Below are 14,733 nucleotides of genomic sequence, written 5' to 3'. Positions count from 1 at the left end.
GTTTCTCTGCCTGCTTCCCACATGCTTCTGGCTCTAACTCATCAGTAATAACAGGATCTACCCATGCCCCCAGAGTTCGATCTCGAATGTCGGGATGTCTGTAAATCATTCGGTGATTTTCAGGCTGTCAGGGACGTGTCGTTTGCGATTCCCCGTGGTTCTTTCTTTTCCATTCTTGGTCCTTCCGGTTGCGGTAAAACGACACTGTTAAGAATGCTGGCGGGTTTTCTGGAGCCCGGTGGCGGAGACATTGATATCAAGGGGCGCTCCATGCTGGGTGTCCCCCCCAACAAACGACCTGTTAACATGGTGTTCCAGCATCTGGCGCTGTTCCCGATGATGAACGTATACGAGAACATCGCCTACGGTCTCAGACGTCGTAAAACCCCAAAAGATGAGATTCAGCGACGGGTAGACGATGCACTGGTCCGTATCGGACTGCCGGGTATTGGTAGTAAGGCCATCAGTCAGTTGTCCGGTGGTCAGAAACAGCGTATTGCCATTGCCCGCTGTCTGGTTCTGGAACCTGATGTACTGCTGCTGGATGAGCCGCTGGGCGCGTTGGACCTTAAGCTGCGTGAACATATGAAAGTGGAGCTTAAGAAACTACAGCAGGCGTTTGGCACCACCTTTGTCTACATCACCCATGATCAGTCGGAAGCCATGGTGATGTCTGACCAGGTGGCGGTGATGAATCAGGGCCGCTTTGAACAGGTCGGTACGCCACAGGAACTTTACTACCATCCGAAAACCGCGTTTGTCGCCGGGTTTGTGGGTGAAAGTAATCGTTTTCAGGGCTCTGTAGAGGCGATTTCTGGGGAGGCTATCAAGGTCAGGACGGATTGTGGCCAGAGGTTTCAGGCACTGGCAGCAAACGGTGTACCTATGGACGTCGGTAGTCCAGTGTCTGTCTTTGTACGACCTGAGATCATTCATCTTGGCAAAACCCCTGAACAGGCAGCCGATAATCAGGTGTCGGGTGTCGTAGAAAATATTTTGTTTGATGGTGGTAACAGTCGGCTGCTGGTGCGTGATGCGGACACCGGTTCAGAACTACAGGTTGTGTTACCCCAGACGCACGAATTCACGGGTGTTCAGCGAGGTGACACGTTATACCTGAGCTGGAATACCGGGCAGTGTCACTGTTTTTCCGATATCAGGGACAAGGCGGTTTCAGTATCGGAGCCTGCTCAGACTAAAGTGACTGAGGCGGCAGTATGATGAGAATGACAGGAAGCCGGCTGACCCTGTACCTGCTGATGACGCCGTTATTGTTAACACTTGGGTTGCTGATTCTTTTTCCCCACCTGGACATGATCGGTATCTCTCTGCGGGAGCAGATCAGCTACGGTGAATACCGTTTTACCACCGACCATTATATGGAGTTCTTCACTGAACCCCTGTATTGGCGCACGTTCCTCCGTACTGCCGTCATGTCGATCATGGCAACGGCGATCACACTGGTGATTGCGTTTCCCATTGCCTGGTATATCGCCAAGCTGGCCCGGGGGCGCTCCCGAAGCCTGATGTTTCTGGCCTGCCTGATTCCCTTCTGGGTCAGTGAGCTGGTGCGCACCTATGGCTGGATGATCCTGTTACGGGAAACCGGTGTCGTCAGTAATGTATTGCAATGGCTGGGCTGGGTCGATGGTCCGGTGGAGCTGTTGTACAACGATGTGACCGTGATGATGGGACTGGTCTACAGCTCCATGCTGTTTATGGTGGTTCCATTGATCACTACGCTGGACGGACTGGATGACAGCCTGGTGGAAGCCGCCTATGACCTCGGTGGCAACAGTTTTCACGCACTGAAAGAAGTCATCATTCCTTATGCCATGCCGGGCATTGTCTCGGGCTGTATCGTGGTGTTCATGTTGACGTTGGGTAATTACCTGACGCCAACCTTGCTGGGGGGTAAGGATAGCCTGTGGTTTACCGACCAGATCTTCACGCAGTTTATCACCCGTTTTAACTGGGAACAGGGCTCGGCGTTCGGCGTCCTGCTGCTAGTGCTTTCCTCACTGATTGTCTGGCTCGGACTGAAACTCAGTGGGCAGTCATTCCGGGATACCATGGGTAAGTGAGGAGCCAACCATGATTGCATCTATTCCCCAGAGCCAGGCATTTCGCAAGACGTATGCGGCTTATGTCAGCCTCTTCTTTATATTTCTGATCGCACCCCTGGTAGTTGTGGCGGTCTTTTCATTTAATGACAGTCTCTTTCCCTCGCTGCCCTGGCAGGGATTTACGCTGGACTGGTTCCTGTCAGACGGAGGTGGACGAACAGGGCTTTTCCATGATGATAAGTTACTGGGCAGTATCGGCATCAGTATGGTCGTTGCCGTTTTTGTGGCGCTGTTATCGGTGCTGGTGGCATTGTCCAATGCCTTTCTGTTTGAACGAAATGAATTTCCGGGCAAGCAGTTTCTCTATACCTTGATGTTGATTCCGCTGGTGATTCCCGGCGTTATTCTGGGGATTTCAGTGCTGATATTCAGCAGCAATATTGCCAATGGTGCAGAGGACCTTTGGGGCTGGGATTTAAACTTCCTGCGTCCCGGGTTGCTGCTGATTGTATTGGGGCAGTTCTCGTTTATTTCGACGATTTGCACGTTGATTATCTCTGCCCGCTTGCGCAAGTTTGACCAGGCGTTAGAGGAGGCGGCACTGAATCTTGGCGCCAGCCGTTTTGATGTGTTGTGGACTATCACCTTGCCCTGGTTGCGGCCGGCGTTGATTGGTGCAGCTATCGTTGCTTTCCTGATGTCGTTTGAAAACTTCAATACGACGCTGGTTTTGGTTGGCAGCGATGCACCGCTCACCATCACCATGTTTGACCGGATGCGGGAAGGTTCCACGCCGGTATTGAATGCAGTATCCCTGTTGCTGATGGTGGCTTCCGGCGGACTGGCATTATTAAGTGTCTTTGTGCAGCGAAAAGAATCTGACGGATAAAGAGGGAATGCGGTAAAAAGCTGCCTATTGGCACGATAAACTACACTCTTCGAACGCCGTCGTCAGAGCGTTCGAAGCGTAATGTATAAAGGTCTTCTATTAAGGATGGGGAGTTATTCCCCGATCCCCTTCTTAACACCTGTACTTTTATTCCTATCAAACGCTTTAGCCGTTAATGGCCACTGCGCATCTTATGCATCGGGTACATACACCGACGGTATTGTTGCGCAGGGTGCCGGTAATAATGTGGCGTTATCCGGCAGTATTACGATGAACTACGCGTCGGATGATCGTGGCTCTGCAGCATTCTTTGCGGATGATAATGGCAGTATTACCGGTACGCTGGATGACCTGGTGATTAACCTGTCTAAACCTGCGCTGGCGGGTATGCGTGCCCGTGACGGAGGAGAGGTGGTACTCACAGGCCCATTAACGGTATCAGGGCAGGGTGATCAGGTAGAAGGGCTGTCTTCATTGATTGGCAAGGGTATCCACATCACGGGACCTGTGGATATCAATACGAAGGGCGCGTTTTCCCTGGCCCTCAGCTCTGAGCCCGGTGCAGTAACGATTGATGGGCCTTTAACCATTGTTGCAGAGGGCAGTCATGCCCAGGGGGTGTTTGTCAGGCACATTACTACGCCAGGTGTCGTGACGCTCAACGGTAAAACGGATATTCAGGTGTCAGGGTCCGATGCGGCGGGTATCAGTGGATGGAACAGCATCGTTTATATCCATAATGCGCTCACCATTACTGCCAGTGATGACGCCTATGCAATACAGACCATGGGATCATCCCAGTACATGTTTACCCCTTCGCCAACCACCCTGGTAGCTGATGATCCCGATGTGGCCATGGCGTTGACAACGCGAAGCAGTATTGGTGCAACACAACCGAATCCGCAGGTCATTAACATTGATGGCAGGATCATCATCCAGGGTCAATATAACCAGCTGATTCTGGATCTGGATAGTGGGTCGCACATTAACAGTCAGCTTGTGGAGGCCTCTGACAAGGGAACCTTTCGGTTGCATTTCCATAAGCCGGATGCGAAGTGGACAACCAGTATCGGTTCCGTCATTGGAAGTGGCGGGACAATGGTGTTGGATTTCGTCAATGGCGGTGTATGGGCGTTACCGCTGTCGGAGGCGAATCGGGTCGGTAATGGCTTGTCGGTGGCGCCACTGACAATTGGGCGTGAGGGACATTTTGTTATTCAGGGGCATGGCACCCTGTTAGGTCATGTTGAGACCCTGATGGAGGAAGGTGAACAGGCTACCTACCTGTTAGTAAAAAAAGATATTACGGACAGCCCTTTGTCGCTGGATCTTTCCAGTCTTACCGCCATGACGGATCAGGACAGCTACTCGCTCACGTTACGTCAACAGAAAGAGGGGAGCCAGGAGTATCTCTATGGCACATTAACCCATGAAATACTGTTGCCAGAACCTGAGCCATTGCCGCTACCACCCCCGCCCCCACTGATGTGGACGTTGCCTGAGAACGCCGCGCTCACGCGATTACTGCCGGTAGCGATGGTTGACCAGAGCCTGGCATCCCGGTTGCTCACAGAGATGCCAGCGGCAGCGGATTGTCATGAAGCGCTGGAGAGCTTGCCTATGGGCAATGTGAGAGGAAGCAGCCAGGAGATAACCAAACCCAGGTTTTACCCTTGGGCATTGCCTCTTTATGAGCACATTCGCGCCAGGAATCTGGACCTTGATGCTGGACATGTGGGTTACAAGGCCAATCTACGGGGGCTTGCGCTTGGGCTGGTTCACGCAATGGAAAGCAGTCGCTGGGGAATCGGTATTTTTGCGGGTAACGGCGATATTGATTCACGAGGTGATGTGCCGTCAACCCTCAGTCACGCGGATTATCGAGGGGGGGCGCTGTTTGGCAGTGTCTCATTAAATCCCGTGCTGGTGACAGCGGCACTGGTCTATTTGCATTCGGATCACCGTTTACGCCAGAACACGGACGTGTCCCGGCTGGCATCGGACAGTGAGCTGGACACCTGGGGCGGGCAGATGGCATTGGCGATGCCTGTACCTTTGGGTTCATGGACAGTCATGCCCGGCGCCGGCTTGTCTTACTGGCATACTCGCCAGCGTCGTGGTGAGGTGCTGGATCAGTCATCGGGGCAGGTATACGGTAATGGTCGTAGCACCGAAACCTACTGGGCGCTTCCACTCAGCCTGGCGGCGAGAGGCAATGACCTTTTTTCGACAGGTGAACGGCATATTGCAGCGATACCGGAAGTGAGTGTCCGTTTCATACCGTCATGGGGGGACCTGGACTTGCCGGTAACCGTATGGAGTAATGATCAGCCGGCCTTGAAACTCAGGCAGTCAGGCGCTCGCAGGGATGCATACCGCACGGAAGCGAATATTGGCATGCAAGTAGTTGGAAAAACCATTAACAGTACGGTGCGTTATGGGGTGGGCAAATCCCGGCATACCCTCTCACAACAGTTAAGTGGTGAGTTCACCTGGGTGTTCTGATGTATAGCCCTACCTTATCAGCATTCAGTGTCATCAGGTTGGTTCCGGCGTTTCGCAGTGATTCGATTGGCTTTTATGCTCTGAGGGATGTTTTTCTGTGTTTTGATCTTCGTTGTTGTCTTCGTATTCGGTAAGTTCGGTCATGGTGGTTAGGTAGTCAGTGGCAGCCTCAAGCAAACTAATGCGGATGTCTGACACTTCCTTCTTCATTTTTGCAATCAGAGTTGATCCACTGATAGGGTCACTCTCAGGGTCGTTCGTACTCACAATACGCTCCGTTCAGCTGTTTGAGAGAGCGTAAATAGTCCACGATCCATAGGGTTAATTCCATGACCAGCGTGTCAGTAGTATTGACCAATCCTGAGGCGTTTCTGTTGCATTCCTGTTGTGCTTTCAATACGGATTTTTAATAACGGATGGACGCAATAAAACTCTGTTGCAGAGAATGAGTTTGTTGCTCCTGTTACTGGAATAACTTGGCAGGAAAGTACTAAAAAAAGATGATTTTCAGGATGCAGCAATGAAAAAGATATGCTTTGTGCTGCTGTGACAGCGGTCACAATTTCACCAGTATCCCACAGAAAATCCTGAAGAAACAGACTGTTTTTCCGAGGGCGTTTTCCCTAACCTTGAAAGTGACATCGAATAAAAACGACAAGCGATGTCGCTGAAAAAACAAAACGGTATGCCATGGAAGAGGGGACGGTGAAGCCCAACCATGGCGTGAAACAGACTGTCGGGTTACAGCGCGCAGATAGGATGGATAACAGGTTTGGAGAGGGGTTAGACGCACGCTCGGCACGTCGTACATATCCGGTTTAATAAAAACCAGAGATTCATTCAGGAAAGACGGTGGTGAGTATGTCAATATTCCAACATTTCCAGGATCGTTATGACTCCACGGCTCAGGAAGAGATGAGCCTGCAGGAGTATCTGGAACTCTGTAAGAACGACCCCGGAGCTTACGCCAGCGCGCCAGAACGCATGCTGATGGCCATCGGTGAACCGGAACTGGTTGATACGTCCCGCGATTCACGCATGAGCCGTATTTTTTCAAACAAGGTGATTAAACGTTACAAGGCGTTTGAAGAATTCTATGGCATGGAAGAGGGCATTGAGCAAATCGTGTCCTACTTCCGCCATGCCGCACAGGGCCTGGAAGAGAAAAAGCAGATTCTTTATCTTCTGGGGCCGGTTGGTGGTGGTAAATCTTCCCTGGCAGAACGCCTGAAGCAACTCATGCAACAGGTGCCGTTCTATGCCATCAAGGGATCTCCAGTCTTTGAATCGCCGCTGGGTCTGTTTGACTCCGATGAAGACGGCAGCATTCTGAAGGACGAGTATGGTATCCCCGGGCGCTACCTGCGCCACATCATGTCGCCTTGGGCGGTGAAACGTCTGCACGAGTACGGTGGCGATATCACCAAGTTCCGTGTCGTTAAACTGTATCCGAGCATCCTGAACCAGGTGGCGGTGGCCAAGACCGAGCCAGGTGATGAGAACAACCAGGATATCTCCAGCCTGGTCGGTAAAGTGGATATCCGTCAGCTGGAAGAGTACTCCCAGGACGATCCGGATGCCTACAGCTTCTCCGGCGCACTGTGTCGTGCCAACCAGGGCATGATGGAATTCGTCGAGATGTTCAAGGCACCGATCAAGGTACTCCACCCGCTGCTGACGGCGACTCAGGAAGGTAACTACAACAGTACCGAAGGTCTGGGTGCGATTCCGTTCGAAGGTATCCTGCTGGCTCACTCCAACGAGTCAGAATGGCAGACCTTCCGCAACAACAAGACCAACGAAGCGTTCATTGACCGTGTCAACATCGTCAAGGTGCCTTACTGCCTGCGGGTCGATGAAGAAATTCGTATCTATGAAAAACTGCTGGAGCACAGTTCACTCCGTAATGCCCCATGCGCACCGGATACCCTGCGCATGCTGGCCCAGTTTATCGTTCTGTCCCGTATCAAGGAGCCTGATAATTCTAACATCTTCTCCAAGATGCGGATTTACGACGGTGAGAGTTTGAAGGACACTGATCCTAACGCCAAGTCCATGCAAGAGTACAAGGATGTGGCGGGTGTTGATGAAGGTATGGATGGTCTTTCCACCCGTTTTGCTTTCAAGATCCTGTCCAAGGTGTTCAACTTTGACCCGAGTGAAGTGGCAGCCAACCCGGTTCATCTGCTCTATGTTGTTGAGCAGCAGATCGAACAGGCTCAGTTCCCGCAGGAAGCCTCCGAGCGTTATGTCCGCTTCCTGAAGGAATTCATTGCACCTAAGTACATCGAATTCCTGGGCAAGGAAATCCAGACCGCGTACCTGGAGTCCTACTCCGAGTATGGTCAGAACATCTTTGACCGTTACATCACCTATGCGGACTTCTGGATCCAGGATCAGGAATACCGTGATCCGGATACCGGCCATATCCTCGATCGCTCTTCCCTCAACGATGAGCTGGAGAAGATCGAGAAGCCGGCTGGCATCGCCAATCCGAAAGACTTCCGTAACGAGGTAGTGAACTTCGTGTTGCGCGCCCGCGCCAACCATGAAGGCAAGAACCCCAGCTGGCTCAGCTACGAGAAGATGCGTTCGGTGATCGAGAAGAAGATGTTCTCCAACACCGAAGATCTTCTGCCGGTGATCTCCTTCAATGCGAAGGGCAGCCAGGACGAGCAGCGTAAACACAATGACTTCGTGTCACGGATGATGGAACACGGATATACCGAGAAGCAGGTCCGACTGCTCTGTGAATGGTATATCCGCGTGCGCAAGTCCCAGTAATGCCTGACACGTGACGTGGGACGACCAGCGTCTCACGTCACCGTGTTACCGCATTCTCTCTACTTCGCACGGGGCCGTATTATGACCAGTATCGTTATCGACCGGCGCCTGAACAGCAAAGGCAAAAGCACGGTGAACCGTGAGCGTTTCATGCGTCGCTATCGCCGCCATATACGCCGCGCTGTGAATGACGCCGTTAATAACCGCTCTATCACTGATACCGAGAGCGGCGAAAAAATCAGTATTTCCAACAAGGATCTGTCGGAACCGTTTTTTCATCATGGCCAGGGTGGACACCGTGAACAGGTGCACCCGGGTAACAAGGAATTTGATACCGGCGACCGCTTCAAGCGGCCGGACAAGCAGGGTGGTTCTGCCTCCGGCGACGGCGAAGCCAGCGATGGCGGCGGTGGTATGGATGACTTCGAATTCCAGATCAACCGGGATGAATTCCTTGAATTCCTGTTTGATGACCTGGAATTGCCCAACATGGTCCGCAAGGACCTGAAAGACAGTAATGAATTCCAGACCCGTCGGGCGGGTTTCACCAGCGCCGGGTCGCCAGACCGGCTGAATGTTGTGCGTTCACTGCGCAGCGCCCATGCCCGTCGGATTGCCCTTGGTGGCAAGGATCGTCGTGAGGTTCGCGCCCTCAAGCGTGAGCTGCGCGAGATGGAGGTCAGTCCGGAGAGTACGGATCAAACCCGCGCGCAGGCACTGCGTGATCGTATTGCCGAACTGAATGGCAAACTAAAGCGTTTGCCGTTTATTGATGACTTTGACCTGAAGTTCAACAACCTGATCCGGGTGCCCATGCCGTCGAGCAAGGCGGTGATGTTCTGTGTGATGGACGTCTCTGGCTCCATGACCCGGGACATCAAGGATATGGCGAAGAAGTTTTTCTTCCTGCTGTATATGTTCCTGCAGAAGAACTATAAGGCAGTGGATGTCGTTTTCATTCGTCACCATGCCGAAGCCCGGGAATGTGATGAGCATGATTTCTTCTATGCCCGTGAAACCGGCGGTACCGTTGTGTCATCCGCGTTATCATTGACCAGCGAGATCATAGAAGAGCGTTACAATCCGAAAGACTGGAACATCTACGTGGCCCAGGCCTCCGACGGTGATAACTGGGAAGCCGATACGCCCAAGTGCACCAAGCTGATTCGGGAGAGCCTGTTGCCGCTGGTTCAGTATTTCGCCTATATCGAAATCACGGATCGTCACCACCAGAACCTGTGGCATGAATACCGGTCGTTGGAAAACGATTATGAAGGCCAGTTTGCCATGTCGCATATCCGGTCAGCCAAGGACATCTACCCGGTGTTCCGTGAGTTGTTCGAGAAGCGGGAGGCCGCAGTATGAGAAAAGAACCTCTCTCAACGGGTCCCGAGTGGACCTTTGAGTTACTCGACAAATACAACAAGGAAATTGCCCGTATTGCCGAAGGCTACAAGCTGGACACCTATCCGAACCAGATCGAGGTGATCCGCTCCGAGCAGATGCTGGACGCGTATGCATCCACCGGCATGCCGCTGATGTACAGCCACTGGTCTTACGGAAAACATTTCCTCAGCAACCAGGCCAACTACCAGCGTGGTCAGATGGGTCTGGCGTATGAGATTGTCATTAACTCCAATCCCTGTATCTCTTACCTGATGGAAGAGAATACTATGACCATGCAGGCACTGGTCATTGCCCACGCCTGTTATGGCCACAACTCGTTCTTCAAGGGGAACTACCTGTTCAAGACCTGGACGGATGCGGACTCCATCATCGACTACCTGCTGTTTGCCAAGCGCTATATTGCCGAGTGTGAGGAGCGTCATGGTATCGATGCCGTTGAAGACCTGCTCGACGCCTGCCATGCACTACAGAGCCAGGGTGTTAACCGATACAAGCGGCCACGTCCGTTGTCTGCAGCAGAGGAAAAGAACCGTCAAAAGGATCGGGAAGTCTATATTCAGCAGACACTGAACGACATCTGGTCCACCATCCCGAAAACCTTCCGGGAGGAGAAGACGCAAGAGAAACGGTTCCCGGAGCATCCGGAAGAGAACATTCTCTACTTTATAGAGAAACACTCGCCACTGCTGGAGACCTGGCAGCGGGAGATCATTCGAATCGTGCGCAAGTTGGGGCAGTACTTCTATCCCCAGAAGCAGACCAAGGTCATGAATGAGGGCTGGGCGACGTTCTGGCACTACAACATCATGAATGACCTGTATAACGAGGGGCTGATCACGGAAGGTGCGATCATGGAGTTCCTGAAGTCGCACACCAATGTGGTGTACCAGCCCGGGTATGACAGCCCTCACTACAGTGGCATCAACCCGTATGCGCTGGGTTTTGCGATGTTCCAGGATATCCGTCGTATCTGTCAGAACCCGACTGAGGAAGATCGTCAGTGGTTCCCGGACTTTGCCGGCTGTGACAACTGGCTGGAAATCGTCCACTACGCGATGGAGAACTTCAAGGATGAGAGTTTCATCCTTCAGTACCTGTCTCCCAAGGTGATGCGGGATTTACATTTGTTCTCCATTACCGATGACGATCACAATCCCTACCTAGAGGTCGGTGCGATCCATAATGAACCAGGTTACCGGCAGCTGCGTGAAACCCTGGCTGCGCAATATAACCTGGGCAACATTGAGCCCAACATTCAGGTTTATGACGTGGATGTGAAGGGTGACCGTTCCATGCAGTTACGGCATTTCATGCACAATCGCCAACCGCTGGACCAGCGCAGCACCCAGAACGTGGTAAAACACGTGCAGTTTCTCTGGGGGTTTGATGTGAAGCTGGAGTCCGTCGATGGTGACGAAATCCTCGCCACCTACCCGCAACCAGAGTCAGATTCGCATAAAGCGGCCTGATTCAGTCGGGATTTGAGGTTTTTGCCGGGCTTGTCCCGGCTTTTTTGTGGGTGATTTTCGGGAACCTGCAGGGATCTTGGCGGTCTAGACTGTTATAGAACGGAAAAAAATCGAATATTGGCAGGGGGAACAGTAAGGCAATGCGCGCATGGACTGTCATCGACTGCAATAGTCAGAAAGTACCGAACATTGTACAGACCCTTGCAACACTGGGGATCACGGCAGAAAGCATCCTGCTTGAACAGGCTAATGATCACGATTTCAAATGCCAGTCAGAGGCGGTCGTCATATCCGGTGGTGCGCGTCTGTTTACCGACCCAGCGATTCATCAGACACTTCTGGAGCAATTTGCCTTTATTGATCACCTTACGATTCCAGTGCTGGGCATTTGTCTGGGTCATCAGGCAATAGCTCTGCGCCATGGTGCGGATGTGTACCTTGGAAAGGAGCGCCGTGAGCGTGAAATGGTGGATTTGCTTGATAAGCAGCATCCGCTCTTGGCTGATTTTGATAGTAGTGTCAATGTTGCCACCGATCATTGTGAGGGCGTGACCTTGCCGGAAAACTTCCGTTTGCTGGGGCGGTCTGCTCACTATGGCGTTGAGATCATGGCCTGCCCGGCCGACAGACAGTTTGGGGTGCAGTTTCATCCGGAGATATCCGGAGCACTGGGTGATCGGCTGTTCCAAAACTTTGCCAGGATTGCTTCTGCCTTCCATCGCTTGCCACATTGAGCGGGAAGGCGGATTGCTATGCTGAAAAGAGACGTATGTTCTGGAAAACGGGGTGAAAATGAGTGTAAAAGGTGTTGGAACCAGTAGTTCGTCCAGTTATAAAGACTCGACAATGCCAGCCAAACCGTCCGTAGAGGAAGGCAGCAAGAAAGGTTATGCCGTTAAATCATCGGATGGCGGCACCAGCCAGCTGGGGGATAAAGGTGGAAAATCCTCCGGTCAGGACTTGGGTTTGAGTGGTCGACAAATCAAGCAATTATTGAGCACCTTATTTAAATCCAGGGGCAAGGAAGCTGACGCACAATTTTATAAAAGTATTCAGACGATCCTTCCCGGTGCAGATAAAAAGACCATCAACCTGTTTCTGGTGAGTCATAAATTAGCCAGTAAAAGTAATAAGGATGATTCTGTCATTCTCAAAAGCCTGTCGAATCGTCAGGTGAAAACCAATATCAAACTGACCAAAATGGAGATGGGGCAATACGATCTGAAGGCAGCATCCAGCGCCATGTCCAAGTATATTTCCCAGATTGAAGAGAAGGAACTGGGTCATAAGAAACATAAGAAAGCTGTAACGGATAAAGTCGAAAAAGCCAAGGCTAAAATGCAGAAGGAGCGGACAGGCCGCGCCGCACCGGGTTCTTTTCATGCAGCTGCGAAAAAGCGTGCATCCACCGCTACCACTGCCATTGCCAGCAAAGATTGCCTGCTAACCATCGATAGCTATCGTATGAGTGGTAAGAGTTCAAAGAAAAAGAAAAAAAATCAACAGCGTTCAGAAAAAGACGAAGATAGAGAGAATGACGCATGAATAAACATATCGATATATGGGAAAACACCGTTCATATGAAATAGTATGAATTCGCTATTCACTTTTTCTTTTTAAATCAGTGCTTTTATTTCAGCAACTTTCTGAACTCACCTTGATGAATGCTGTCCAACGTCTTGTCGTTGTTTGATACGGCGAGTGCTTTGGTCTGTATTATTGAGGTTAATTCAATGAAGTTAAACAAGATTTATTCTGTTCTTTTGCTCTTTTTATCTGTTTCAATCGCTCATGCTACTGTGCTGGTCACCGATGATGTAGTGTTTGAATCCAATCATTCCACTATTGCTGATACGTTAAATACCAGTCTGCAATGGGTCGATAATATGATGGTTGATCGTCAGGGGAATCAGCCTGATTCCAATATGACCGCTTTGGGATTACACCAAAATGTAAAGAATACAGCGTGTTATACGGTGTTTCCTACGTCTGGATTAACGGAAGCTGCATGTACAGAAGATTCGATCAATCTGGAAGACTATGTCGCAGCTAACAGCGTCAATGTGGATGCGCCACGCCATGTAGAAGTGACTGCTGACTGGATTAACGATCAGGCCGATATCGGTGGTAACGAAAATATCCTGGGAGATAATGTCGTTCTTGCCGTTGATAGCGCTGATACAACGGTCACTGTGCCTGTTGTAGAGGCTGAGGATAATGCCCTGCTGTATTATGGGGCAACCTTGGTGGATGCTGGCAGTCGTGTAGCGTTTCCTAACGACAGTTATCCTATCTGGAAGATGCAGCTGGGACGCTATTATGTGGACAACTTTCTCATGACGGATAAGGGCAAAGGCTTTTATCTGGAATACCATCGTGATCGTCCACACTGGCACCAGCCCTTGTCGGAAGATGCCGGTGGTTTCTATCTGCTGGCTAAAGCTGCTGGCGTCAATGCATCGGGTAAGACTATCTATCATCTGACCGGATTCAGAATTCCTTATGGCAAGGCCGTCTATTCCCGAATGGGCGCCATTCACGCCGATCCCGCATTGACGGGCAGTGTATGGGCTGTGGGTTACAGTGATTCTGATGACTTCTCTACCGCACTGGTGCGTAACCGTGATGGGCAGATGATTCGATTTGTGCCTGCGCAATAATGTGGTTTTAGCGGGTTACATGGTCACAAAGGAACCTTATTTCAGGGAACATTCGTTCCCTGTTTTCCTTACAAATTATGCGTTTTTTTCGTTAAGGAACCGTTAAGGTTTCACTCAACATACTGCGCCCGTTTTTCAATATATACCAAATAGATCGTAATCCGGGGCCAGGAAACATGTTTAAACCGTTTACAGTAAGTGTTCTAGCTGCAGCCTGTATAGCAGCCTCTTCCTCTGCGATGGCCGGTGACTGGTTTGCCGGTGCCGCCATCGGTACCGTCAAGCAAGATATCTCCGTCAAGCAGGATGGTGAAAAAGCTACGTACCCAAGTGATCGAAATGTTGCCGGCAAACTGGAGGATCCTGGTTTTGGCGCGCTGAGACTGGGTCAATATTTAAATGATAATGTCCGTGTTTATGCGACTCTCGGGGCTGGGGGCGTAGAAGCGAGTGAAAGTGGGTCATTTATGGGTGTGAACTATAAGGAAACCTACAGCACTAAAAACCGTGAATTAAGCTTCTCTGCAGATTATGTGGACAATCTGTTTGGTCTACAGACAACCCAATATTTTGTCGGCGGAACGCTGGGCATGAACCAGATGGAAGCGGAGTTTAAGGGCACTTACCAAGGCACGGGTGTTACGCCTTTGGAAAAGAAATCCAAGAAAGACAATGCCCTGATGTATGGTGTTCAACTGGGTCTGATTCAAGAGCTCGGTGATCATTTTTCGGCAGAGTTGGGTTACCGCTATACCAAGATGAACAACTCAGTGTCATTTAACATCGACGGTGATCAGTACAAATTCAAGCTGAAAGACCAGAAACTCACTTATCTGGCCATTAACTACCACTTCTGATCTGTGGGTTGTTGTTTTGGATCAGGCCGTTTGACGGCCTGATATCGGACGACAGGTTTATAATGGAGATGAGTCGCGGTCGTTGATTCAATGGGC

The 14,733-nt window shown here is 51.0% G+C and carries 13 protein-coding genes; 11 read left to right on the top strand and 2 right to left on the bottom strand.

Annotated elements, in window-relative coordinates; translation table 11 throughout:
• The first annotated feature begins 63 nt into the window (after positions 1–63).
• The 4 genes from KHS78_RS09240 to KHS78_RS09225 all read left to right on the top strand — a co-directional run bounded on the left by KHS78_RS09240 (position 64) and on the right by KHS78_RS09225 (position 5,460).
• The gene (locus KHS78_RS09240; protein ID WP_211827570.1) at positions 64–1,221 is read left to right on the top strand and encodes an ABC transporter ATP-binding protein; all 1,158 of its coding nucleotides are present in this window, start codon (positions 64–66) and stop codon (positions 1,219–1,221) included.
• On the top strand, positions 1,218–2,084 hold the full coding sequence (locus KHS78_RS09235; RefSeq protein ID WP_211827568.1) for an ABC transporter permease: 867 nt from the start codon (positions 1,218–1,220) through the stop codon (positions 2,082–2,084). The genes KHS78_RS09240 and KHS78_RS09235 overlap by 4 nt, the downstream gene beginning before the upstream one ends.
• Positions 2,085–2,094: 10 nt before the next feature.
• Complete coding sequence (locus tag KHS78_RS09230) at positions 2,095–2,955, top strand: ABC transporter permease (protein ID WP_211827566.1); 861 nt, start codon at positions 2,095–2,097, stop codon at positions 2,953–2,955.
• A 270-nt stretch (positions 2,956–3,225) separates the two neighbouring features.
• Positions 3,226–5,460, top strand: a complete 2,235-nt coding sequence (locus tag KHS78_RS09225; RefSeq protein ID WP_211827564.1) for an autotransporter outer membrane beta-barrel domain-containing protein — start codon at positions 3,226–3,228, stop codon at positions 5,458–5,460.
• 33 nt (positions 5,461–5,493) lie between these two features.
• Here the strand turns inward: KHS78_RS09225 and KHS78_RS09220 are convergent, their stop codons facing one another.
• Together KHS78_RS09220 and KHS78_RS09215 are read right to left on the bottom strand one after the other, a co-directional pair.
• Complete coding sequence (locus KHS78_RS09220) at positions 5,494–5,727, bottom strand: hypothetical protein (protein ID WP_211827562.1); 234 nt, start codon at positions 5,725–5,727, stop codon at positions 5,494–5,496.
• A 74-nt stretch (positions 5,728–5,801) separates the two neighbouring features.
• Positions 5,802–6,020, bottom strand: coding sequence for a hypothetical protein (locus KHS78_RS09215; protein ID WP_211827560.1), 219 nt, complete (start codon positions 6,018–6,020; stop codon positions 5,802–5,804).
• Positions 6,021–6,321: 301 nt separating this feature from the next.
• On the opposite strand from KHS78_RS09215, the gene KHS78_RS09210 reads away from it, so the two are divergent.
• From KHS78_RS09210 to KHS78_RS09180, 7 genes are all read left to right on the top strand, one after another.
• The gene (locus tag KHS78_RS09210; protein ID WP_211827558.1) at positions 6,322–8,244 is read left to right on the top strand and encodes a PrkA family serine protein kinase; all 1,923 of its coding nucleotides are present in this window, start codon (positions 6,322–6,324) and stop codon (positions 8,242–8,244) included.
• Positions 8,245–8,325: 81 nt separating this feature from the next.
• Positions 8,326–9,609: a YeaH/YhbH family protein gene (locus tag KHS78_RS09205; RefSeq protein ID WP_211827556.1), complete on the top strand. Its 1,284-nt coding sequence runs from the start codon at positions 8,326–8,328 to the stop codon at positions 9,607–9,609.
• On the top strand, positions 9,606–11,120 hold the full coding sequence (locus tag KHS78_RS09200) for a SpoVR family protein (protein WP_211827554.1): 1,515 nt from the start codon (positions 9,606–9,608) through the stop codon (positions 11,118–11,120). The genes KHS78_RS09205 and KHS78_RS09200 overlap by 4 nt, the downstream gene beginning before the upstream one ends.
• Before the next feature lie 140 nt (positions 11,121–11,260).
• Positions 11,261–11,854: a glutamine amidotransferase-related protein gene (locus KHS78_RS09195; protein ID WP_211827552.1), complete on the top strand. Its 594-nt coding sequence runs from the start codon at positions 11,261–11,263 to the stop codon at positions 11,852–11,854.
• Between the two features lie 52 nt (positions 11,855–11,906).
• Complete coding sequence (locus KHS78_RS09190) at positions 11,907–12,665, top strand: hypothetical protein (protein WP_211827549.1); 759 nt, start codon at positions 11,907–11,909, stop codon at positions 12,663–12,665.
• Between the two features lie 188 nt (positions 12,666–12,853).
• Complete coding sequence (locus KHS78_RS09185) at positions 12,854–13,780, top strand: hypothetical protein (RefSeq protein ID WP_211827547.1); 927 nt, start codon at positions 12,854–12,856, stop codon at positions 13,778–13,780.
• 176 nt (positions 13,781–13,956) lie between these two features.
• Positions 13,957–14,637 carry an outer membrane beta-barrel protein gene (locus KHS78_RS09180; RefSeq protein WP_211827545.1) on the top strand — a complete coding sequence of 227 codons (681 nt, stop codon included), beginning with the start codon at positions 13,957–13,959 and terminating at the stop codon, positions 14,635–14,637.
• The last annotated feature ends 96 nt before the right edge of the window (positions 14,638–14,733 follow it).

The organism is Kistimonas asteriae (genome assembly GCF_018263925.1).
GTDB lineage: Bacteria > Pseudomonadota > Gammaproteobacteria > Pseudomonadales > Endozoicomonadaceae > Kistimonas > Kistimonas asteriae.
The sequence above is the reverse complement of the archived record's forward strand: the minus strand, read 5'-3'. Positions and strand labels throughout refer to the sequence as shown.

Bases quoted from the DNA above. Each gene is read 5' to 3' on its own strand.
- KHS78_RS09240 (WP_211827570.1), top strand. From the start codon at position 64: ATGCCCCCAGAGTTCGATCTCGAATGTCGGGATGTCTGTAAATCATTC.
- KHS78_RS09235 (WP_211827568.1), top strand. From the start codon at position 1,218: ATGATGAGAATGACAGGAAGCCGGCTGACCCTGTACCTGCTGATGACG.
- KHS78_RS09230 (WP_211827566.1), top strand. From the start codon at position 2,095: ATGATTGCATCTATTCCCCAGAGCCAGGCATTTCGCAAGACGTATGCG.
- KHS78_RS09225 (WP_211827564.1), top strand. From the start codon at position 3,226: ATGAACTACGCGTCGGATGATCGTGGCTCTGCAGCATTCTTTGCGGAT.
- KHS78_RS09210 (WP_211827558.1), top strand. From the start codon at position 6,322: ATGTCAATATTCCAACATTTCCAGGATCGTTATGACTCCACGGCTCAG.
- KHS78_RS09205 (WP_211827556.1), top strand. From the start codon at position 8,326: ATGACCAGTATCGTTATCGACCGGCGCCTGAACAGCAAAGGCAAAAGC.
- KHS78_RS09200 (WP_211827554.1), top strand. From the start codon at position 9,606: ATGAGAAAAGAACCTCTCTCAACGGGTCCCGAGTGGACCTTTGAGTTA.
- KHS78_RS09195 (WP_211827552.1), top strand. From the start codon at position 11,261: ATGCGCGCATGGACTGTCATCGACTGCAATAGTCAGAAAGTACCGAAC.
- KHS78_RS09185 (WP_211827547.1), top strand. From the start codon at position 12,854: ATGAAGTTAAACAAGATTTATTCTGTTCTTTTGCTCTTTTTATCTGTT.
- KHS78_RS09180 (WP_211827545.1), top strand. From the start codon at position 13,957: ATGTTTAAACCGTTTACAGTAAGTGTTCTAGCTGCAGCCTGTATAGCA.